This window comes from Sinorhizobium sp. KGO-5 (assembly GCF_036245905.1).
Lineage (GTDB): Bacteria > Pseudomonadota > Alphaproteobacteria > Rhizobiales > Rhizobiaceae > Sinorhizobium > Sinorhizobium meliloti_A.
Genome location: NZ_BDIZ01000001.1, coordinates 163,088 through 182,601, shown reverse-complemented (window position 1 = coordinate 182,601; position 19,514 = coordinate 163,088). Strand labels below are relative to the sequence as shown.

22 protein-coding genes are annotated in these 19,514 nt (G+C 63.1%); 11 read left to right on the top strand and 11 right to left on the bottom strand.

The features are described from left to right. Window positions 1-232 precede the first annotated feature (232 nt). Window positions 233-457, bottom strand: coding sequence for an aa3-type cytochrome c oxidase subunit IV (locus tag BHD07_RS00805; protein WP_003528928.1), 225 nt, complete (start codon window positions 455-457; stop codon window positions 233-235). A gap of 328 nt (window positions 458-785) precedes the next feature. Between BHD07_RS00805 and BHD07_RS00800 the strand changes: the two genes are divergently transcribed. Further along, on the top strand, window positions 786-1,541 hold the full coding sequence (locus tag BHD07_RS00800; protein ID WP_338277075.1) for a gamma-glutamyl-gamma-aminobutyrate hydrolase family protein: 756 nt from the start codon (window positions 786-788) through the stop codon (window positions 1,539-1,541). 1 nt (window position 1,542) lies between these two features. Here the strand turns inward: BHD07_RS00800 and BHD07_RS00795 are convergent, their stop codons facing one another. The 3 genes from BHD07_RS00795 to BHD07_RS00785 all read right to left on the bottom strand — a co-directional run bounded on the left by BHD07_RS00795 (window position 1,543) and on the right by BHD07_RS00785 (window position 4,213). Further along, a complete protein-coding gene (locus BHD07_RS00795; RefSeq protein WP_100672893.1) occupies window positions 1,543-2,505 on the bottom strand; it encodes a 2-hydroxyacid dehydrogenase in 963 nt (320 codons plus the stop codon). Window positions 2,506-2,578: 73 nt separating this feature from the next. Further along, the gene (locus BHD07_RS00790) at window positions 2,579-3,601 is read right to left on the bottom strand and encodes a LacI family DNA-binding transcriptional regulator (protein WP_026168787.1); all 1,023 of its coding nucleotides are present in this window, start codon (window positions 3,599-3,601) and stop codon (window positions 2,579-2,581) included. A gap of 108 nt (window positions 3,602-3,709) precedes the next feature. Further along, window positions 3,710-4,213: a MarR family winged helix-turn-helix transcriptional regulator gene (locus tag BHD07_RS00785; RefSeq protein WP_003528917.1), complete on the bottom strand. Its 504-nt coding sequence runs from the start codon at window positions 4,211-4,213 to the stop codon at window positions 3,710-3,712. A gap of 113 nt (window positions 4,214-4,326) precedes the next feature. On the opposite strand from BHD07_RS00785, the gene BHD07_RS00780 reads away from it, so the two are divergent. The 3 genes from BHD07_RS00780 to BHD07_RS00770 all read left to right on the top strand — a co-directional run bounded on the left by BHD07_RS00780 (window position 4,327) and on the right by BHD07_RS00770 (window position 7,377). Beyond that, complete coding sequence (locus BHD07_RS00780) at window positions 4,327-5,118, top strand: creatininase family protein (RefSeq protein ID WP_338277067.1); 792 nt, start codon at window positions 4,327-4,329, stop codon at window positions 5,116-5,118. Window positions 5,119-5,234: 116 nt separating this feature from the next. Then, a complete protein-coding gene (locus BHD07_RS00775) occupies window positions 5,235-6,344 on the top strand; it encodes a CobW family GTP-binding protein (RefSeq protein ID WP_338277065.1) in 1,110 nt (369 codons plus the stop codon). A gap of 43 nt (window positions 6,345-6,387) precedes the next feature. Beyond that, window positions 6,388-7,377, top strand: coding sequence for a WD40 repeat domain-containing protein (locus BHD07_RS00770; RefSeq protein WP_338277064.1), 990 nt, complete (start codon window positions 6,388-6,390; stop codon window positions 7,375-7,377). A 69-nt stretch (window positions 7,378-7,446) separates the two neighbouring features. Here BHD07_RS00770 and BHD07_RS00765 read toward each other — a convergent pair whose 3' ends face one another. Continuing rightward, window positions 7,447-7,893 carry a glyoxalase superfamily protein gene (locus BHD07_RS00765; protein WP_338277062.1) on the bottom strand — a complete coding sequence of 149 codons (447 nt, stop codon included), beginning with the start codon at window positions 7,891-7,893 and terminating at the stop codon, window positions 7,447-7,449. Window positions 7,894-8,171: 278 nt separating this feature from the next. On the opposite strand from BHD07_RS00765, the gene BHD07_RS00760 reads away from it, so the two are divergent. Then, a complete protein-coding gene (locus tag BHD07_RS00760; RefSeq protein WP_338277060.1) occupies window positions 8,172-8,807 on the top strand; it encodes a LysE family translocator in 636 nt (211 codons plus the stop codon). Window positions 8,808-9,032: 225 nt separating this feature from the next. Here the strand turns inward: BHD07_RS00760 and BHD07_RS00755 are convergent, their stop codons facing one another. Then, window positions 9,033-9,623: a GNAT family N-acetyltransferase gene (locus BHD07_RS00755; protein ID WP_100672888.1), complete on the bottom strand. Its 591-nt coding sequence runs from the start codon at window positions 9,621-9,623 to the stop codon at window positions 9,033-9,035. An 85-nt stretch (window positions 9,624-9,708) separates the two neighbouring features. Beyond that, on the bottom strand, window positions 9,709-10,848 hold the full coding sequence (gene odc2, locus BHD07_RS00750; protein ID WP_234841209.1) for an ornithine/lysine decarboxylase: 1,140 nt from the start codon (window positions 10,846-10,848) through the stop codon (window positions 9,709-9,711). Window positions 10,849-11,429: 581 nt separating this feature from the next. Here odc2 and BHD07_RS00745 point away from each other — a divergent pair. The 3 genes from BHD07_RS00745 to BHD07_RS00735 all read left to right on the top strand — a co-directional run bounded on the left by BHD07_RS00745 (window position 11,430) and on the right by BHD07_RS00735 (window position 14,099). Next, complete coding sequence (locus BHD07_RS00745; protein WP_100672886.1) at window positions 11,430-12,323, top strand: LysR family transcriptional regulator; 894 nt, start codon at window positions 11,430-11,432, stop codon at window positions 12,321-12,323. 118 nt (window positions 12,324-12,441) lie between these two features. Further along, on the top strand, window positions 12,442-13,086 hold the full coding sequence (locus tag BHD07_RS00740; RefSeq protein WP_338277055.1) for a DUF1007 family protein: 645 nt from the start codon (window positions 12,442-12,444) through the stop codon (window positions 13,084-13,086). Further along, window positions 13,080-14,099 carry a nickel/cobalt transporter gene (locus BHD07_RS00735; protein ID WP_127709132.1) on the top strand — a complete coding sequence of 340 codons (1,020 nt, stop codon included), beginning with the start codon at window positions 13,080-13,082 and terminating at the stop codon, window positions 14,097-14,099. Before BHD07_RS00740 ends, BHD07_RS00735 begins: the two co-directional genes overlap by 7 nt. A 38-nt stretch (window positions 14,100-14,137) precedes the next feature. Here the strand turns inward: BHD07_RS00735 and BHD07_RS00730 are convergent, their stop codons facing one another. The 4 genes from BHD07_RS00730 to BHD07_RS00715 form a co-directional block, all read right to left on the bottom strand. Continuing rightward, entirely contained in the window at window positions 14,138-14,350 is a 213-nt protein-coding gene (locus BHD07_RS00730; protein ID WP_338277053.1) for a hypothetical protein, read from the bottom strand. After that, window positions 14,347-15,048 (bottom strand): GNAT family N-acetyltransferase, encoded by a 702-nt coding sequence (locus BHD07_RS00725; protein WP_338277051.1) that lies wholly within the window; start codon window positions 15,046-15,048, stop codon window positions 14,347-14,349. The genes BHD07_RS00730 and BHD07_RS00725 overlap by 4 nt, the downstream gene beginning before the upstream one ends. A gap of 118 nt (window positions 15,049-15,166) precedes the next feature. Further along, window positions 15,167-15,871: a tellurite resistance TerB family protein gene (locus BHD07_RS00720; protein WP_338277049.1), complete on the bottom strand. Its 705-nt coding sequence runs from the start codon at window positions 15,869-15,871 to the stop codon at window positions 15,167-15,169. A gap of 166 nt (window positions 15,872-16,037) precedes the next feature. After that, window positions 16,038-16,676, bottom strand: a complete 639-nt coding sequence (locus BHD07_RS00715; RefSeq protein ID WP_338277047.1) for a 2-dehydro-3-deoxy-phosphogluconate aldolase — start codon at window positions 16,674-16,676, stop codon at window positions 16,038-16,040. Window positions 16,677-16,935: 259 nt separating this feature from the next. Between BHD07_RS00715 and BHD07_RS00710 the strand changes: the two genes are divergently transcribed. The 3 genes from BHD07_RS00710 (at window position 16,936) to trhO (ending at window position 19,334) form a co-directional block, all read left to right on the top strand. Beyond that, a complete protein-coding gene (locus BHD07_RS00710) occupies window positions 16,936-17,409 on the top strand; it encodes a CYTH domain-containing protein (protein WP_100672881.1) in 474 nt (157 codons plus the stop codon). Further along, entirely contained in the window at window positions 17,406-18,308 is a 903-nt protein-coding gene (locus tag BHD07_RS00705; protein WP_338277045.1) for a CHAD domain-containing protein, read from the top strand. The genes BHD07_RS00710 and BHD07_RS00705 overlap by 4 nt, the downstream gene beginning before the upstream one ends. A gap of 78 nt (window positions 18,309-18,386) precedes the next feature. Further along, the gene (gene trhO / locus BHD07_RS00700; protein WP_338277043.1) at window positions 18,387-19,334 is read left to right on the top strand and encodes an oxygen-dependent tRNA uridine(34) hydroxylase TrhO; all 948 of its coding nucleotides are present in this window, start codon (window positions 18,387-18,389) and stop codon (window positions 19,332-19,334) included. Window positions 19,335-19,514: the final 180 nt, after the last annotated feature.

Here is a 19,514-nt window from a genome sequence, read left to right as displayed (position 1 = left end):
CGGTCCCCGAATCGAGCCGATTTCGGAAGAGAACCATGCGGCACCTCGATGCGCTACAGCGACCTTAGTGCACCTTACGGGGCGTCGTCGCAGCGACAGAAACTCCTCCTGCGGGGGCGGAAACATCCGCCGCCGAGACGATACTCCCACGTGGTGCGGGAAAAACGCGATGGGCCCGCGACAAGGATGGGGACCCCTCCCCATCTTCGGCGGGACGGATCAGCGACGCCGGTCAGCGAAGAAAGAAGTAACCGGCAACGTTGATGAGAATGAAAAGAACAAGCGAGCTGAAGAAGCCCATCGTCGTAAAGAAAGCAGCAGCCATCGCAATCAGCAGCGCGACGCAAAACAGAGTGCCGTATTTCGTGGCGCTGATGAAGAAATCATATGTCTTCTCATGCTCGGAATAGTCCATCGGAGCGCCCGTTTCGACCGGTCCCGAATGATGCTCTGCCATCGTCATTCTCCAAAATTCTGCGGCGCCGCCGATGGCGGCCCTGTCTTATCCACCCATCACCGCTTGCCCGGGAGGCGCAATCGGTTCCTTTAGCTCCGCATACACAATGCGCCGGCCCTTCGCAACGAAAACCGCCCCGCACGCCTGCGGCATAATCGAATGAGCACTTTCAGGAAAAGCGTATGGCGGTTTCCGTCGGAAGTGCGCAGGCTCGTCTTTTCATTGCCCAAGCCGTTCCGCCGGAGATGAGGGAGTACCGCGCTTCTCCCGTTGACTTTTTAAAGGTTCTGGCGGCATGGCTTTTGCGGATAATAACCGGAGTCTGACGATGTCGAAACCTGTCGTTGCCATCCCCTGCGATTTCCGCGAATTCGACGGCAATGTCTGGCATGTTGCCGCCCACCAATATGTCCGCGCGGCGGTCGAGGGCGCCGGGCTGATGGTGTTTCTCATTCCCGCACTGCAGGCCGGGAACGATGTGGACGAGATTCTCGACCGCGTCGACGGGGTGCTCGCCAGCGGCGCTCGCTCCAACGTCCACCCTTCGCTCTATGGCAGGGAGGCGACCGAAGTGGACGGGCCTTTCGACCCGGGCCGCGATGCGACCAGCCTGCCGCTGATCCGCCGCGCAATCGATCGCGGCGTCCCGCTGTTCGCGATCTGCCGCGGCATACAGGAGCTCAATGTCGCGCTGGGCGGCACGCTTGCGAGCGAGATCCAGGAGCAGCCCGGCATCTGGGACCATCGCAAGCCGGAGGTTCCGGATCTCGATGTCGCCTATGGCATTCGCCAGGATGTGGTCGTGAAGGAAGGAAGCTGCCTTGCCCCGGTCCTCGGCACGGGCCGCGTAAGGGTCAATTCGCTGCACCGCCAGGCGATCGGCGCCGCCGCTCCGCGCCTCGCAGTCGAAGCCGTGGCCGACGACGGGACCATCGAGGCGGTCTCGGTCATCGGCGCCAAGGCCTTCGCCGTCGGCGTGCAGTGGCATCCCGAATACTGGGTGCGGACCGACGCCCCGTCAGCCGCCCTGTTCAAGGCCTTCGGAGATGCCGCGCGCGCCTATCGCGAGAGCAAGGCCAGTTAGGTTAGACCACTCTGCGCCGGAACGGCGTCTCGACGACCGGCGTCAAAGCCTCGCCGGTCGAGAACCATGCCTTCAGATTGTCGACCACGAGATCGGACATCGCGTTGCGCGTGACGACCGACGCCGACGCCACATGCGGCAGCAGAGAGACGTTCGGAAACGAAAGCAGCGCTTCGGGAACATGCGGCTCGTTTTCGAAGACGTCGAGACCGGCTCCGGCAATGGTGCCGTTGCGAAGCGCGGCGATGAGCGCCGCCTCGTCCACGGTCGATCCCCGGCCGACATTGATCAGCACGCCCTTCGGGCCGAGCGCCGAAAGGACATCCGCATCGACAGCCCTCAGCGTGCTCGCCGTCCCGGGTACGATGACGATGAGCGTGTCGACGGCCTCGGCCATACCCGAAAGGGTCGGATGATAGGTGAAAGCGAGCCCTTCGCGCGGCGTTCGCGTGTGGTAGGCGATGGAGACGCCGAAGGCTTCGAGCCGCCGTGCGATCGCGAGGCCGATCCGGCCGAGGCCGAACAGCCCGACCGTACGGCCGCGGAGCGATAGCGGCGATAGCGGGAAGGCGCCCTCGCGCGCCCAGCGGCCCTGGCGCAGCCATTGCTCGGCCTGCGGCAGGAGGCGCAGCGTGTTGAGGAGGAGGCCGATGGCCGTGTCGGCGACTTCCTCCGTCAGGACATCAGGCGTATTGGTGACGACAATCCCTCGGGCTGCTGCGCGCGAGACATCGACGCCGTCGTAGCCGACGCCGAAATTCGCAACGATCTCGAGGCTGGGGAATGCATCCATCAGCGGCACCGGCAGCTTGCCCGAAACGGCGATGCCGGAAACGTCGCGCATGTCGGCTGTCACGAGAGCCGCATCGGCGCGCTCGATGCACACGGTCTCGAACATTTCCGGCAATCGTTCGAGGACCCTCGGGTTGATCTTGCCGGGCACGAGAATTCTGGGACGACTCATCGGGTTTCCTTTCCGGACATAGCGGGAATGCGGGCGAACACTCACGCATCCTGTTCAGACTCGGAGGAATCGATCAAGCCGTTACCCGCAGCGGGCCGGTCGACTGGCGGATGCGCATTTCCGGCTTGATCAGATGGATGCCGTCCGGTTCATGGCTGCCGGAAAGCTTGTCGAGGAGCGCGCGCGCAGCGCTGCGGCCCACCTCCGCCTGGCCGTTCCAGACGGTCGTCAGCGCGGGCGTCGCGATCGACGCTTCCTCGAGGTCGTCGTAGCCGGTGACCGAGATGTCGACGCCCGGCACGAGGCCGGCGCGGGCAATGCCGTTCATCATCCCGATGGCGACCAGATCGTTCCAGCAGACGACCGCGGTCGGCTTCTGCGGCAGTGAGAGGAGATGCACGGCGGCCTCGAAACCGCCCTGCTTGGAGCGCGGCCCCGGGATGCGCAGGTCCGGATCGACCTCGATATTCGCCTTGCGAAGCGCATTGACGTAACCCTGATAGCGGTCGCGGCCGGTCGAGGTCTGGTCGGTTCCCCCGACCATCGCGACGCAGCGATGGCCGAGCCCGATGAGGTGATTGGTCGCGAGCGAAATGCCATAGGCGTCGTCGCCGCGGAAGATCGGGACGTCGAGCCCCTCGATCGAGCGGGCGATCAGGATCGCCGGCATGCCGTTGTCCTCGGCAAGCTGAATATCCTGCGGCGGCGTGCCGATGGCGGGCGACATGATGACGCCGTCGCCGCCGAGCTGCAGCAGCGTCTCGATGAAATCCCGCTGCTTTTCGACGGAATCGTAGTGGTTGGACAGAATGAAGGTTTGCTTGTCGCGATCGAGCTCAGCCTCGATCGCTTTGAGGATCTCACCGTAGAACGGGTTCATGATGTCGTGCACGACGACACCGATGATGCCCGAGCGCGACGTCCTGAGACTTGCGGCACGGCGGTTGTAGATATAGCCGAGTGCGCGCGCCTGCTCCTTGATCTTGTCGCGGGTGACCGCCGCCACCAGCGGGCTGTCGCGCAATGCCAGGGATACCGTCGCCGTCGAAAGGCCGAGTGTTTCCGCGATTGTCGAAAGCTTGACCTTTTGCGCCACCATATCCCCCGTTGCAGTCGCTGCCGTCAGCCAGTTTAAATTCCTTTAAACTGTTTAAAATATCGCTGCAATCGGGAAGTTCAAGCCGCCCGGTTCTCACACCGCGGCTCAATCCGCAGCTCTGGCGGCCTGCAGATTGCTGTCGACAGCGCGCAGGAGCTTCATGAGAGTGCGTACCTGCTTGTCGGTCAAACCGCGTGTTGCAAGCTTCTCGGAATGCTGGCCCGCTTCCGCGATGATCTGCAGGCGATCACGGCCGAGCTCTGTCAGATAGACCTTGGTCAGCCGGGCATCGTCCCTGTCCGGGCGGCGTTCGAGGAAGCCTTGCGCTTCCATGCGGCCGATCGTGCGCGTCATCGTCGGTGCCTTGACCCCGAGCTTGCCCGCCAGCGCCCCGGCCGTGAGCCCGTCGGTTTCGGCAAGGGCGAGCATGACGCCGTCCTGCCCGGCATAAAGGCCGCTCGCGACGAGGTTGCGAGAGAGCACGGTGCGCATCGAGCGGGCCGCCTGGACGAGAACCGAAGCCAGATCGTGATCGTTCGCCTCGGCGACGATCTCGTCCTTCTTCTTGCCGTTCTTGCCCTTCCTTTCGGCTTTGCTCTTCTTGCCCATTGGACCTCCCGCCGAATCCCCTACACTACACTTATAGCAATAAGGCTTGAGTTTACGAACTGTATGACTCAAATAACGATTTTACGACAAACCACGCCGAGGTCCGAGTAGAAATGTCGCTGCCGAAGCCCCGATGGACCGACAATTCCGCCGCACTCGAACCTGTCGAGCGGCGGGACTGGATCGCGGTGCTCCCGCTCGGCGCACATGAACAACACGGGCCGCATCTCCCGTTCGAAACGGACCGGCTGATTGCGGCGGGCATCGTCGAACGCGTTATCGCCGCACTCCCCCAAGCCCTGCCCGTGACCTTCCTGCCTGTCGAACCGGTCGGCTATTCGATCGAACACATGGACGTGCCCGGCACCCGAACGCTCGCCTATGACGAGGCGGTCGAACGTTGGCTCGGCATCGCCGAGGGCCTCGCCGGACTCGGCATCCGCAAATTCGTGATGCTGAACGCGCATGGCGGCAATTCGCCCCTGATGACCATCGTAGCGACTGAGGCGCGGATACGCTTCCGGATGCTCGCCGTGGCGACGAGCTGGACACGCTTCGGACAGCCGGATGGCTGGATCGGCGCCGAGGACAAGGCAGTCGACATCCATGGCGGCGATATCGAGACCTCGGTCATGCTGGCGCTCCATCCGGACAAGGTGGACATGGCGAAGACGCGCGACTTCGCCTCGCGCCAGAGCGAGTTCGCGCGTTCCTTCAAGCATTTGCGCGCCTACGGCCCGCACGCCTTCGGCTGGAAGATGTCGGATCTGAGCCCGGACGGCGCCGCCGGCAATGCCGCCGCCGCCACCGCCGAGCGCGGCGAAGCGCTGCTTGCGCATGCTGCGAAAGGCATCATCGAACTGCTCGAGGATGTGAACGCCTTCGATGCCGGCGAGCTCGACTGATTTTTTCTTTCGCGTCGATCGCGACACAGGTCTGTATTTGCGCATCGCCACCTCATCTCTTATATGAGAACCCAACCATCGATGCCTGCGGCGCATCGCCAACCCTCGAGGTTCCCATGACCGAAACATCCGCGCTGAAGCCGATCCCCGTCACCGTGCTCACGGGCTATCTCGGCTCCGGCAAGACGACGCTTCTGAACCGCATCCTCAGCGAGAATCATGGCCGCAAATATGCGGTCATCGTCAACGAATTCGGCGAGATCGGTATCGATAACGACCTGATCGTCGAGTCCGACGAGGAAATCTACGAGATGAACAACGGCTGCGTCTGCTGCACCGTTCGAGGCGACCTGATCCGGGTCGTCGAAGGACTGATGCGCCGTCCCGGGCGCTTCGACGCGATCATCGTCGAGACCACCGGCCTTGCCGACCCGGTGCCGGTCGCGCAGACCTTCTTCATGGATGACGACGTTCGCGCCAAGACGGAACTGGACGCGGTCGTGGCGCTCGTCGACGCCAAGCACCTGCCGCTGCGTCTGAAGGACAGCCGCGAGGCCGAGGACCAGATCGCCTTCGCCGATGTGGTGCTTCTCAACAAGACCGACCTCGTGACGCCGGAGGAACTGGAGCGCGTCGAGGCAACCGTGCGCGTCATCAATCCGTCCGCCCGCATCTATCGCACGCAGCGCTCCGAGATCGACCTCGGAAAGGTGCTCGACCAGGGTGCCTTCAATCTCGACAGGGCGCTCGAAAACGATCCCCACTTCCTCGATCAGGACGATCACGACCACGTCTGCGGTCCCGATTGCGACCACGATCATCACCATCATGATCACCACCATCATGATCATGATCATGATCATGAGCATGATCACGACCACCACCATCACCATCACCATCACGACGGCCCCTCACCGATCCATGACGTGACGGTGCAGTCGATTTCGCTGCGCGGGGGCGAAATGAATCCGGATCGCTTCTTCCCCTGGATCCAGAAGATCACCCAGACCGACGGTCCGAACATCCTGCGCCTCAAGGGCATCATCGCCTTTGCCGGCGACGCGGAGCGTTATGTCGTCCAAGGCGTTCACATGATCATCGAAGGCGATCACCAGCGCCCGTGGAAGGACGGCGAGAAGCGCGAAAGCAGGCTCGTCTTCATCGGTCGCGATCTCGACCGCGAGAAGATCGAGCGCACCTTCAAGGCGTGCGAAGTCCCGGCATGATCCCGGATAAGTCCATGATGAAAAAAGAAAGTCCGTCAAACTGATGCCGACCGTCGCTCCGCTCGATCTCGAAGGTCACGTCGTCGGCGTGGCTTTCCTCAAGGATGTTCCCTTCTTCGCCGGGGCCGCCGGCACGATCCACCGGCTCGATCACGGCCACAAGACGACCGAAGCACATGACGGGCTGCTGTCCCTCGTTGTCGACGAGGCGACCGATACGCTGCTGACCGGCGGCGAAGACGGCAAGGTAATGCGCATTTCGGCAGACGGGACGGCGAGCCTCGTTGCCGACACGGGTCGCAAATGGATCTCGCAAGTTGCGGCGGGACCGCAGGGTGCGGTCGCTTACGCCTACGGCAAGACGACGCATGTCCGTCTTTCCGACGGTACCACCAGGGACTTTCCCGAGCAGCGGACCGTCGAAGGCATCGCCTTCGCACCCAAGGGCCTGAGGATCGCCTCCGCGCGCTACAACGGCGTCTCGCTGCACTGGGTGGCCATGGCAGGCCAGCCGGTCGACCTCGAATGGAAGGGCGCCCACACCGCCGTCACCTTCTCTCCCGACGGACGCTTCGTCGTCACCGCAATGCAGGAAAATGCGCTGCATGGCTGGAAGCTCGACGCGAAGCCCGGCGCCGAGGCGCGCCACATGCGCATGACCGGCTATCCGGCCAAGGTGAAGTCGCTTTCCTGGTCAGCGAAGGGCAAGTGGCTCGCATCGTCCGGGGCGCCGGCGGCGATCGTCTGGCCATTTCAGGGCAAGGACGGGCCGATGGGCAAGGCGCCGCTCGAGCTCGGCACCCGCGCCAACATCATGGTGACGACGGTCGCCTGCCACCCGGCGGACGATATCGTCGCCATCGGCTATGAGGACGGCATGATCCTTGCCGCCCGCTTCGCGGACAGCAAGGAAGTCCTGTTGCGTCGCCCGGGCAATGGCGCGATCACCGCCATGGCCTGGAACAAGAGCGGCCGCCAACTCGCTTTTGGATCGGCGGCGGGCGATTGCGGTGTGGTGGATATCGCCGGGTAGCGGGGGTGAATGCATGCCCCCGCTGCGGCGAAAGGCGGGGTAGCCGGATGGGGCCGGCTCCGCCTGTTCTCACCATTCCAGTTCCAGATGCGGCCGCCCGTCCGATGTCGTCTCGACGGTCCGCCCGCTCTCATCGATGGTAGCGGTGACCCGCTGGCGGAAGGCGGAGAAGCTCTCGAACGTGACGACGTCGACAGGCTCGTCGAACTTGAACGTCAGGCGATAACGTCCCGGCTTCGCACCGATCGTCTGGGCCGAGAGGACTTCCGCTTCGAAAGGCTGGCCAAGATAACGGCCTTTGACCCGCGCCCCGAGCATCCATGGATTGAAAGCAGGTCGGTTGCCGACAGCCGCGTGCAGCGTGTTCCAATCGCGATAGCCATACTGGGCGGCGATCAGCTCGAGCGACTTGGAGTGGGTGACTTCGTCACCCTCCGACACAAGCCGCGATCTCAGGCGTCTGGCCTGGTCCTTCAGCGCATCGAGCGAGGGAAGGCTTCGTAATTCATGCGTCATGACAGGGTCTCCTGTTACGGCATGCATTTCCGGGATGGGTGTCCGCATTGCCATCGGTAGCATGCCGCGCGGCGTGACCGTGTCGAAAAGAGAGACTTCACCGAAGCTTGACGCTCGCGGACGGCAGGGGCCCTCGCCCGGCGCCTGAAATAGGGGAAACGACGCAGGCTGTCAAACGCGCGGGGCCGCCGGCGATGCCACTTGCACGCAAGCGACCGCCATGGGACGACTTGGCGTCGCCAAGAGCGGATGAGGAAAAGTGATCCGGGGAGCACATCATGAGCGAAGTCACCATTCTCGCATTCGCGCTTGTCGCCTTCATCGGCATTGCAACGCCTGGACCGACCGTGCTTCTCGCCCTCACCAATGGTTCGCGTTATGGCGTGAAACGGGCAACGGCAGGAATGATCGGCGCGATGCTCTCGGATTTCGTGCTGATCGGCGCGGTCGCACTCGGGCTTGGCGCACTGCTCGCAGCGTCGGAATTCTGGTTCTCCGTGATCAAATGGCTGGGCGCCGCCTATCTCGCCTATCTCGGCGTCATGCTGCTGCGATCGCGCGGGACGCTGGAACTCCCGCCGCAAGCGTCGCAGGCCATGGATGCCGGGGCGACGCGCTCCATCTTCACCAAGAGCCTCCTCGTCGCCGTCACCAATCCCAAGGGCTATCTGTTCTTTTCGGCCTTTCTGCCGCAATTCATCGATCCCGCCCTGCCACAGGCGCCGCAATACGCCATGCTGGCCATCGTCTTCGCGTCGATCGATTTCATGGTGATGTTCGGTTATGCCCTGCTCGGGTCGCAGGCGGTACGCTTCATGAGGCGCTCCGGCGCGATCTGGCTCGACCGCATCTGCGGCGGCGCACTGCTGGCGCTCGCCGGATCTCTGGCGCTCTATCGCCGCGCTGCGAATTAGAAGGCTTCGGCACAGCGTGTGGCATGGTCATTCGAAGGGAATGGCCGTGCTTCAACATGTCGTAGAAACACTGAGATGCTTCAACCGTTTGATCCAACAGACTTCCGCGGGGGAAAACCGTTACAAACTTTTCCTGGAAGTGCTCTGAAGCGCCACAGCGCTCCCGCAGCGAAGGGCAGGAGCGCTGCTGATAATCCACCTCCGCAGGGTGCGAGCGGAAGAAATTCAGGCCGCGCGGCGAAGCGGCGGCAAAGCGAGTTTCCGGCCGCTGGGAACCAGCATCCCGGCAGCACCGTCGAGCCAGCCTTCCTTGAGCTCGAGCGCCAGGAAGCGGTTGCGTTCGAAAGGACCGGGCATCACGAGATGCTGCGCGCGCTGCGCGAAGAAGCCGAAACGTTCGTAATAGGCGGCGTCGCCGACGAGCAGGACAGCGCCATGGCCGCGGTTCTTGGCTTCCTGGATCGCCGCGCGCATCAGCATGCCGCCGATACCTTTGCCCTCATGCGCCGGATCGACCGCAAGCGGGCCGAGCAGCAGCGCCGGCACCGCCTGGCCCTCGCGGTTGACGCCGGCCTCGACGTTCCAGAGGCGCACGGTGCCGATGACGTGACCGTCCGCATCCCGCGCGACAAGGGCAAGGCCCTCGGCAGGCACGCGGCCGCGGCGCAGCTTCTCCGACGATTTCCTGCGGCGACCCGCGCCCATGGCACGGTCGAGCAGGTTCTCGCGCGCAACGACATCGCCCGGGTTTTCCGAGTCGATTATAAAGGTGGTTGGCGCGAAGAACGCGCGCAGGGAATCAACAACAGCGGCCATCTGGGCCTCCCGTCATCAAAACCGCTTCAGGCGGACCGGACATGAATTGTGAAAGCCGCTCCCGCTTGAGCGGGAGCGAGCAGGATCAGATGACATAGGCCTTCAGAGGCTCGAAGCCGTTGAAGGCGACGGCCGAGTAGGTCGTCGTGTAGGCACCCGTGCCTTCGATCAGAACCTCGTCGCCGATCGTCAGCGAGATCGGCAGCGGATACATGTTCTTCTCATAGAGCACGTCGGCCGAGTCGCAGGTCGGGCCGGCGAGCACGCAGGGTTCCATCGCATCGGCATCGCGGGCCGTACGGATCGGATAGCGGATCGCCTCGTCCATCGTCTCGGCGAGACCGCCGAACTTGCCGATGTCGAGGAAGACCCAACGGTGGCTGTCGTTGTCCGACTTCTTCGACACGAGAACGACTTCCGCCTTGATCACGCCGGCATTTCCCACCATGCCGCGGCCCGGCTCGATGATCGTCTCCGGAATGTTGTTGCCGAAGTGCTTCTTCAGCGCGCCGAAGATCGCCTGGCCATAGGCTTCGGCCGACGGAACGTCCCTGAGGTACTTCGTCGGAAAGCCGCCGCCCATGTTGACCATCTTGAGCTCGATGCCCTGCTTGGCAAGCTGGACGAAGACACGCTTGGCATCGGCAAGAGCCGCATCCCATGCATCGAGCTTCGTCATCTGCGAGCCGACATGGAACGAGACGCCGTAGGAAACGAGCCCGAGCTGGTGCGCATAGACGAGCACGTCGACCGCCATCTGCGGCACGCAGCCGAACTTGCGCGACAGCGGCCATTCGGCGCCTTCGCCATCGGTGAGCACGCGGCAGAAGACACGGGCGCCGGGAGCGGCGCGCGCGATCTTCTCGACCTCTTCGTGGCTGTCCACCGCAAAGAGGCTGATGCCCAGCGCATGGGCGCGCGCAACGTCCCGCTCCTTCTTGATGGTGTTGCCATAGGAGATGCGGTTCGGCGTCGCGCCTGCATCGAGCGCCATTTCGATCTCGGCGACCGACGCGCAATCGAAGTTGGAGCCGAGGCCGGCGAGAAGGCGCAGGACTTCCGGCGCCGGGTTTGCCTTCACGGCATAGTAGATCGCGCTGTCGGGCAGCGCATGACGGAAGGCCTTGAAATTATCGCGCACGACGTCGAGGTCGACAACGAGGCAAGGACCTTCGGGTCGTCGGGTGTTGAGGAAGTCGATGATACGTGCGGTGGTCATGGCCATATTCCCCGATCCATTAGACTCCACATTTGTGGAGGACAAAGGGCATACGCACGCCTGCACTGGAACCAGCCGGTGGAGACCCCGGAACCATGCATGCGCTCGATGCGCGAATGTGAATCAAAGCCCGCAAAGGCTAGGATTCGGCTTTGTCTGCCATGGATTGGAGGGAATAACCCAACCGCACTTCCGGCAATGAAGGTGTGCCTCTTCAGTAACCCCGGCTGTTGGAAAGCCGGCAGACACCAGAAAGGCCCGCACCGTCGTTGCTTCAAGATGTCCTCGCATTTCCCGGTTGGCCGGAATAGCGACTGGAGGGGTTAGTTCCAGGTACCTTACCGATAACCTCACCTAATCGAGGGTCGGCGGACACCCACAGGCACGTGCGACTTTGGGCAAGGCGTAGGTAAGAAAAATCATCGTCGTAATCAAGAGGTTTTTCCATCTCGCCGCTAATTTTTTCTGGACCGGGCAACGGCGCCAGTGTTCACTTTGGCTGAACGATCGCAGCAGGCCGTGCGTGCGGGAACCGAGACCCGCCTACCCATGCGCGTTTTCGCCTGCACGCCAGAGAAAGACGAACCATGGATACCTTGACCCGCATCCGCGCCTTCATCGATGTCGTGGACGCGGAAGGCTTTTCGGCCGCGGCCCGGCGCATCGGCAAATCCAAGGCGCTGCTGTCGAAATATGTACGCGAACTCGAGGACGAGCTCGGCGCGCTGCTGTTGAACCGCACGACGCGCCAGTTCTCGCTGACCGAGGCCGGCCACACCTATTATCGCAGCGCATCGGAAATCCTGAAGGAGATCGACAACCTCGCCGATCTCGTGCGTGCCAACAATTCCGACCTCAAGGGCCGATTGCGAATCACCGTGCCGAGGACTTTCGTCGACGCGGATATCGGCCAGTCCCTGATCGACTTCGGCAAGGAGCATCCCGAACTGTCGCTCGACATCGTCTCGGACGACCGGTTCATCGACCTCGTCGAGGAAGGATTCGACGTCGCCATCCGAATCACCCGGCTCGAGGACTCGACGCTGATCGCCCGCAAGCTCGACGACTTCCAGGTGCTGGTCTGCGCCTCGCCGGATTTCATGGCCAAGGCCGGCGCCCTTGCGCATCCGAGCGAACTTTCCAAGCTGCCGTGCATCCTCGACACCAACGGCCGATCCTATTCGAGCTGGCGTTTCGTCGAAAAGGACGGTTCGCCATTCACTGTGCCGGTCAGCGGGCAGATCGAGGTCAACAGTCCACTTGCCGCGGCGCGGGCCGCGGTGAGCGGCATCGGAGTGGCGGTCCTTCCCGATTTCATCGCCCGGCCGAAGATCGCTTCCGGCGAGCTCGTGACGTTCTTCGACGATTTCCTGCCCAAGGATCGCGGCATCTATGCCATCTATCCGCATCGTCGTTACCTCCCGACCAAGGTTCGCACCTTCGTCGACTTCCTCCACAGCTGGTTCCGCAGCACGCGCTGATGCGACTGCGATCCTTCCTCACGCGTTGGAACGACGCGCTGCAAGTCCCAATTCCGTCTCATTTACGGTACATTCGGGGACGATTCGCGCGGCCCCGGCCGAAAGGATTCCCATTCCCATGAAAATACAAAGCCTCGTCATGGCCGGCCTTGCGACGCTCCTCGCGCCCACGCTCGCCTTCGCCCACCCGCATATATTCGCGGAAGCCCGCCTCGAGATCGTCTCGGACGAAACGGGCGGGATCGGCGAGTTGAGGAATGTCTGGCGGTTCGACGAGCTGTTTTCGGCAAGCGTCGTTCTCGACTTCGACAAGAACGCGAACGCCACGCTCGACCCGGATGAACTGAAGGAAGTCGGCCAGACGGTGCTCGAGTCGCTGGCGGAGTACAACTATTACACGTCGATTTCCGACAACGGCAAATCCGTGAAGGTCAGCAGACCCGACAGCATCACCGTCGATTACAAGGATAACCAGCTCCTGATGATGTTTGCGGTCAAGCCTGCCGAGACCATGCCGCTTAAGGGCAAGCTTTCCTTCGGCGTCTACGACCCGACCATGTATACCGCCATGGATTTCCCCACCGACGAGGACCTCTCCGTCGTCGGCGAAAAGATCGAGGCCTGCCAGCATCAGGTGGTGCGGCCCGATCCCGACGAAGTGCTGGCGGAGAACAAGGACACGCTGACCGACGCCTTCTGGAACGATCCGACCGGGACCGACACGTCGAAGCTTTTTGCAACCAGGATCGAGATCACATGCTGAATGCCCGCGACGCCGGCCGCCTGATAGCGGCCGCCTTCCTGTTGACGGTCTTTTCCGCAACCGTCGCCGCCGCACAGTCGCCTCTCGGCATCGGCACGGCCGAGCCCTCCATCCGGACGACAGGCTTTCTTGGCGGTTTCTTTTCCTGGGTGAACATGGAGCAGCAGGGCTTCTACCGAATGCTGACCGACGCGCTCAAGGACATGCGCGAGAACCCGTGGCAGCTCTGGTCCTTGATCGGCCTTTCCTTCACCTACGGTGTCTTCCACGCCGCCGGTCCGGGCCACGGCAAGGCAGTCATCTCCTCCTACATGATCGCCAATGAGACGGAACTGAAGAGGGGCGTGTTGCTTTCCTTCCTCTCCTCGATCCTGCAGGGCGTCGTTGCCATCCTCCTGATCGGCGCCGTCTATCTCGTGCTGCGCGGCTCCTCGATCAGCATGACGAACGCCACCCGTGCACTCGAAATCGCGAGCTATGCGCTGATCGCTGCCTTCGGCGGTTGGCTGGTCTTCCGCAAGCTGCGATCGATGCTGCGTCCGGCCCCTGCCCCTGCCACGATGCACGCCGATGACGTTCATGGCCACGAGCATCATCATCATCACGATCACCACCACGCGCATGGGCCTGGCGAGGTCTGCGCCACCTGCGGCCACGCCCACGCACCCGATCCGGCGCTCCTGAAGGGCGACCGCTTCGCGCTCAGCGAAGCCTGGTCGGCGATTGTCGCAGTCGGCTTGCGGCCTTGCTCCGGCGCACTGATCGTGCTGTCCTTCGCCCTCCTGAACGGGCTCTATCTCGGCGGCGTGCTTTCGGTCTTCGCCATGTCGATCGGTACGGCAATCACCGTTTCGATCCTGGCGACCATGGCCGTCACGGCCAAGGGCATTGCCGTGCGCTATGCCTCCAGCGATTCGGCTGCGGCGCGCATCTCGAACGGCATCGAGATCGCTGGTGCTTTGCTTGTCCTGCTGCTCGGGCTGGTGCTTCTGGGCGCGGCACTGCAGAGCTGAGGCGCGGCGTCAGCGCATGCGCGCGTCGATCGCGAGAATTACAGCCCCTTCCGGCGCTGATGGCGGGCGCGCAGCCAGAAGATCAGGAAGAAGCCTATCACGAATAGGCAGCCGACCGCGGCCGCAAGCCATGGGGATATGTCGCCGAGCCTCACCATGATCGACGGCAACGCGAGGAAGCCGATCCCGACCACCAGCAGAATGATGGCTGCCGCGACGGCGGGCGATTTCTCCTTCTCGGGCGTGCTCACCTTCGCTCCTCCCCAGCGCCAAGCGTTGCGCGGATATCCTCGAGGCGCTGCTTCTGGCGCCCATCGCGATCGAAATTGTCGGGCGAAAGCCAGTGCTCGAAAGCGGCCTTGATGAGCGGCCATTCGCGATCGATCATCGAGAACCAGGCCGTATCGCGATTGGCGCGCTTCGAAACCATGTGCTGACGGAAAATGCCCTCGAAGGTGAAGCCGAGGCGCGCCGCAGTGGTGCGGCTCGCCTGATTTTCGCTGTGGCACTTCCATTCGTAGCGCCTATAGCCGAGGTCCTCGAACACGTGCCTGGCCATGAGATAGTGCGCTTCCGTCGAAAGCGGCGACCGCGCCATGGCGGCCCCGTGCGCGACGCCGCCGACCTCGACGACGCCGTTGGCGGGATCGGCGCGCATGTAGTTTGCCATGCCGACGACCTTGCCGCTCGCCTGTTCGCGAAAGACTTCGGTCACCCAGCCCGACTTCTGCTGAACCGCCGAAAGCCAGGCGTCGAAATCCTCTATGCCCGAAAAATCGTCCTGGGAGAAATATCTGAGCAGAGGGTTGATGGCCATGCCACCGAAGGCATCGTTCCAGAGAGCATTCAGATGCTTCGCCCGGTCATAGGGCTCGACGATAACGTATCGTCCCTCGATGAGCACCGGTTTCGGCGCCGGGCATCCCTTCCAGTCGGCAAGGTCACGCATCAACTGCTCCCGCGTTTGCATTCGTGTTTGGCAATAGGACAGACGCGGGGCGGTGACAAATTCAAACTCGTGATGCGACCCATGAGCGGAACGGATCGGCGCCCGCCCTTGAATCCGTTCAAGCCGGAATCTTTGCCGCAGAAACCGTCGCCTCTATGTGGTCGACGAGCCCATCGGCCAGGCCGAGCCGTCCGGCAAGCAGGTCGAGATAGCCGCGCTCGGCCCGGCCGTCCGGCTCGATCGCGAGACGGGATGCCGTATAGATCTCCACCCGCTCCTCCTCCGTCTTCCCGGCGGAGATGATGGCGTCGAGATCGATCGGATTGACGAGTTCCGCTTCCAGGAAGGCCGCCGCATCCGCGGAAAGACCCGAAACCGACAGCTTGTCCAGGATGCGGCCGCGCTCGGCGCCGTCGATATGGCCGTCCGCGCGCGCAGCGGCGATCATGGCGCGCACCAGCACGAGCGCGAAGTCGTCGCTCAGCGCTTCCGGCGCGGCGAAGCCGGAGTCGGCGGGAGGCGCGGGCAACTGGGCCGGTGCGCGTGGTGCGGGCTCGGCCACCGGCTCCTTGCCGGACTGGTAGTTCTTGTAGGCCTGATAGCCAAGGCCGGCGATGGCTGCGAGACCGCCGAGGACGGCGGCATTGCCGGCCAGCTTGCGTCCGGATTTCGTGCCGAGCAGAACCGCGGCGATCGCGCCGGTGGCAAGCGGATTGTCCTTCGCGACTTTGGTCACCTGATCCGCCCGGCCGCGGACAGACCCTCCGGCGCCGGGCACCTGCGATCCCAGGAACTGATCCAGCAATTTCTTCGCGTCGAACATCAGGCTTGCTCCTTTTCGGTCCATGCGGTGGCGAGCATGAACGCCCCACCCCGCTCCGTCGTTGGCCGATTGAGACATAGGAACGTTGCCGCGGAAATACAAACCGGCGTGAAGAATGAAGTGGCCGGACGACTGCCGGCCCTCCTCCATCACGTGCCGTCTGGGATCAGCCCTTGAGCGCGAAGGCCTCGGCCGCAAGCTTGGTGATGCCGGACCAGTCGCCCCTGGCGACCAGGTCCTTCGGCGCCACCCAGGAGCCGCCGACGCAAACGACGTTGGGAAGCGTCAGGTAGTCGCGCGCATTGGCAAGCGAAATGCCGCCGGTCGGGCAGAACAGGGTGCCCGCGAGCGGCGATGAGAGCGACTTCAGATAGGCGGCGCCTCCGGCCTGCTCGGCCGGGAAGAACTTCATCACCCCGTAGCCTTCTTCGCGCAGCCCCATGACCTCGCTCGCCGTCGCCGCACCCGGAAGCAGCGGCACCTCGTGATCGTTGGCGACGTCGATCAGTTCCTGCGTCGTGCCGGGGCTGACGATGAACTGCGATCCGGCCGCGACGGCCTCTTCGAACTGGGCGGCATTGAGGATGGTGCCGGCACCGGCAACGGCGCCCTCCACCTCATCCGCGACCGCACGGATCGCTTCCAGTGCGGCCGGCGTGCGCAAGGTGATCTCGATCGCCTTGAGGCCGCCGGCGACCAGCGCCCGCGCGAGCGGTACCGCCGACGCCGCATCGTCGATCACCAAGACGGGAACCACCGGCTGCAGCTTGAGGATTGAGAGAAGCTTGTCCGTTTTCGCGCTCATGCCGATCGTCCTTTTAAAACGATTGAATAATGCCCCTCGCATAGCGTGCCAGTCTGCGGTTGTCGAGCCCGGCAGATCGGGGCGCGGAAAACTATTCGCGCTGTACCGCCCGCTTCCGCTCTAACTTGTCAGGACCGGTCACGTTCACGATTTCAGGTCGATCCGATCTAAAATCATCGTGATCGAAGGGACAAGACTTGAGCGACATCGATTAAACGGTAGTCTGTGCCGGCCGACATCTCGAAATGGCAGGAGATCCATGGCAAAGGAGATTGAGCGCAAGTTTCTTGTCGCCACCGACGGCTGGCGGCAACACGCGGACAAGGGCATCAGGCTACGTCAGGCCTACATCGTCACCATGGAAGACCGCTCCGTACGCGTGCGCATTCACGGCAACAAGCGGGCACGCCTGACCATCAAGATCGGCAAATCGGCCCTCGTCCGCAACGAGTACGAATACGATCTCCCCATGCACGACGCGCGGGAATTATTGACCCAGGCAATCGGCATCGTCATCGAGAAACGGCGTTTCCGGATACCGCACAAGGGTTTCACCTGGGAGGTCGACGTCTATGAGGGCGCGCTCGAAGGGCTCACCGTCGCCGAAGTCGAAATGAAGCGGGAAACGGACCTGCCCAACCTGCCGGCATGGCTTGGGCGCGAGATCACCGGCGATCGCCGCTACTCCAATCAGGCGCTTGCCACCGAAGGACTGCTGGAAGCGCAAACATGACCTTTGCCTTCCATCCGAAGCGCCCCTTTACAGAGGACTTCCGCGCCGTCGGAGGGGAACAGATCGAACGCGCGATTGCGATGCTCGAGGTTCAACCCGAAGGCGTGCATGAAGCGATTCACGATGCGCGCAAGAGCTTCAAGCGCCTGCGCTCGCTCTATCGCCTCGTGGTCGCGGATGCGCCACTCTTCCAGAGGCAGGAAAACGCACGCTTCCGCGCCATGGCACGCAATCTCTCGACATTCCGCGACGCTGCAGCGCTTGTCGAGAATGCCGGCTATCTGCGCCAGCACGCGGCGAGCGAGGAGCAGCAGCTGGCCCTCGACAAGGTCTGCTCGATCCTCGCAAGCCGGCGCGACCGGATTGCCGAAGAACGAGGCGATCTCGACCGGAAGATCGAGGAAACCATCGCCAATTGCCGAAAGGCGCACGCTGCACTCGCGCATGTTTCCTTCCATGACGGCAGGCGGAAATCCGCCCGCCGCCTCGCGAAGGGCTGGCGGCAGACATTGCGGCGCGCCGCACGCGCCAGGGCAGCCTGTGCGGCCAGCACCGATACGGCGCTGTTTCACGACTTGCGCAAAAGCGCACAGGATTACCGAATTCAGCTTGCCCTGCTTCGCGAGGCGTGGCCATCGGGGATGCGGGCAAAGAGAGCGGAGGCCAGCGAACTGGTCGACGTGCTCGGCCATCTGAATGACATCGCCGAATTGATGTCGCTCGTCGACGAGCGGCCCGACCTTGCCGGCAACAGCAGGGAACATTTTCTTTCGAATGTCGCGGCCAGGCAGGACGCGCTGAGGCGTGAGGCCTTGAAGCGCGCTGATGCGGTCTTTCTCGACCGGCCGCGGAGGGAGAGCCGAACCCTCGAACTGCTCTGGCTCGAAGCCGGAAGGTAGAACGCTTCCCGAAAGTCAGGCTCAGGCGTGATTCGCCGCAATTGCACTTGGCGCCCGAAAGCTGTATTTGCGTGCCGCATGACCGACATGCTCACGACATCGCGCCGCCCGGAGACGCCGGGCCAGTTTCTGGTGGCCGCCCTCTACCACTTCGTATGCTTTCCGCGCTTCGCCGGTTTCCGCGAGCCGCTGCAGGCGATCTGCGACGCCAATGGGGTGAAGGGAACGCTGCTTCTTGCGCATGAGGGCATCAACGGGACGATCGCCGGCACCGAGGAAGGCATTGCGGCGGTCCTGGCCTGTCTGCGCGCGCAGCCGGAATTCGCCGGCCTGGTACACAAGGAGAGCCGGGCCTCGGCCATGCCCTTCCTGCGCATGAAGGTGCGCCTGAAGAAGGAGATCGTCACCATGGGCGTCGAAAACATCGACCCCAAAAAGGTGGTCGGCACCTATGTGGAGCCGAAGGACTGGAATGCGCTGATCTCCGATCCGGAAACGCTGGTCATCGACACGCGCAACGACTATGAAACGGCCATCGGCCTCTTCCAGGGAGCCGTCGACCCCAAGACCAAGACGTTCCGGGAATTTCCCGAGTGGGTGCGCAGCAATAGCGGCCTGCACAACAAGCCGAAGATCGCCATGTACTGCACCGGCGGTATCCGCTGCGAGAAGGCGACGGCCTTCATGAAAGACCAGGGCTTCGAGGAGGTCTATCACCTCAAGGGAGGCATCCTCAAATATCTCGAGGAAATACCGCCGGAAGAGAGCCTCTGGGAAGGCGCCTGCTTCGTCTTCGACGAGCGCGTGTCCGTAACCCACGGGCTGCAGGAGGGCGAGCACACGCTCTGTCATGCCTGCCGCCAGCCGCTGACGCCCGACGACCTCCAGTCGCATCTTCACGAGGAAGGCGTCTCCTGCGTTCACTGCCATGACACCCGCACCGAAGAGGATCGCGAGCGTTATCGCCAGAGGCAGAGGCAGATCATGCTTGCCAAGAAGCGCGGTGCGCGGCATCTCGGAAGCTAGAGCACGTCCAGGAAAAGTCCGTAACGGTTTTCCGTCCGGGAGTGCGTTGGACCAAATGGTCAGAGCATTTCAGTGTTTCCATGAAACGTTGAACTGCTCCAGTCCAATCGACTCACCCGGTCGATGCCCCTCATCCGCCTGCCGGCACCTTCTCCCCGCGGGCGGGAAGAAGGGACCCGT

Excerpts from the sequence above, each read along its gene's own strand:
- BHD07_RS00795 (WP_100672893.1), bottom strand. The coding sequence starts at position 2,505 with ATGAGTCGTCCCAGAATTCTCGTGCCCGGCAAGATCAACCCGAGGGTC.
- BHD07_RS00805 (WP_003528928.1), bottom strand. The coding sequence starts at position 457 with ATGGCAGAGCATCATTCGGGACCGGTCGAAACGGGCGCTCCGATGGAC.
- BHD07_RS00715 (WP_338277047.1), bottom strand. The coding sequence starts at position 16,676 with ATGAGCGCGAAAACGGACAAGCTTCTCTCAATCCTCAAGCTGCAGCCG.
- BHD07_RS00710 (WP_100672881.1), top strand. The coding sequence starts at position 16,936 with ATGGCAAAGGAGATTGAGCGCAAGTTTCTTGTCGCCACCGACGGCTGG.
- trhO (WP_338277043.1), top strand. The coding sequence starts at position 18,387 with ATGACCGACATGCTCACGACATCGCGCCGCCCGGAGACGCCGGGCCAG.
- BHD07_RS00775 (WP_338277065.1), top strand. The coding sequence starts at position 5,235 with ATGACCGAAACATCCGCGCTGAAGCCGATCCCCGTCACCGTGCTCACG.
- BHD07_RS00745 (WP_100672886.1), top strand. The coding sequence starts at position 11,430 with ATGGATACCTTGACCCGCATCCGCGCCTTCATCGATGTCGTGGACGCG.
- odc2 (WP_234841209.1), bottom strand. The coding sequence starts at position 10,848 with ATGGCCATGACCACCGCACGTATCATCGACTTCCTCAACACCCGACGA.
- BHD07_RS00705 (WP_338277045.1), top strand. The coding sequence starts at position 17,406 with ATGACCTTTGCCTTCCATCCGAAGCGCCCCTTTACAGAGGACTTCCGC.
- BHD07_RS00780 (WP_338277067.1), top strand. The coding sequence starts at position 4,327 with ATGTCGCTGCCGAAGCCCCGATGGACCGACAATTCCGCCGCACTCGAA.
- BHD07_RS00800 (WP_338277075.1), top strand. The coding sequence starts at position 786 with ATGTCGAAACCTGTCGTTGCCATCCCCTGCGATTTCCGCGAATTCGAC.
- BHD07_RS00760 (WP_338277060.1), top strand. The coding sequence starts at position 8,172 with ATGAGCGAAGTCACCATTCTCGCATTCGCGCTTGTCGCCTTCATCGGC.
- BHD07_RS00765 (WP_338277062.1), bottom strand. The coding sequence starts at position 7,893 with ATGACGCATGAATTACGAAGCCTTCCCTCGCTCGATGCGCTGAAGGAC.
- BHD07_RS00720 (WP_338277049.1), bottom strand. The coding sequence starts at position 15,871 with ATGTTCGACGCGAAGAAATTGCTGGATCAGTTCCTGGGATCGCAGGTG.
- BHD07_RS00770 (WP_338277064.1), top strand. The coding sequence starts at position 6,388 with ATGCCGACCGTCGCTCCGCTCGATCTCGAAGGTCACGTCGTCGGCGTG.
- BHD07_RS00735 (WP_127709132.1), top strand. The coding sequence starts at position 13,080 with ATGCTGAATGCCCGCGACGCCGGCCGCCTGATAGCGGCCGCCTTCCTG.
- BHD07_RS00740 (WP_338277055.1), top strand. The coding sequence starts at position 12,442 with ATGAAAATACAAAGCCTCGTCATGGCCGGCCTTGCGACGCTCCTCGCG.
- BHD07_RS00755 (WP_100672888.1), bottom strand. The coding sequence starts at position 9,623 with ATGGCCGCTGTTGTTGATTCCCTGCGCGCGTTCTTCGCGCCAACCACC.
- BHD07_RS00785 (WP_003528917.1), bottom strand. The coding sequence starts at position 4,213 with ATGGGCAAGAAGAGCAAAGCCGAAAGGAAGGGCAAGAACGGCAAGAAG.
- BHD07_RS00725 (WP_338277051.1), bottom strand. The coding sequence starts at position 15,048 with ATGCGTGACCTTGCCGACTGGAAGGGATGCCCGGCGCCGAAACCGGTG.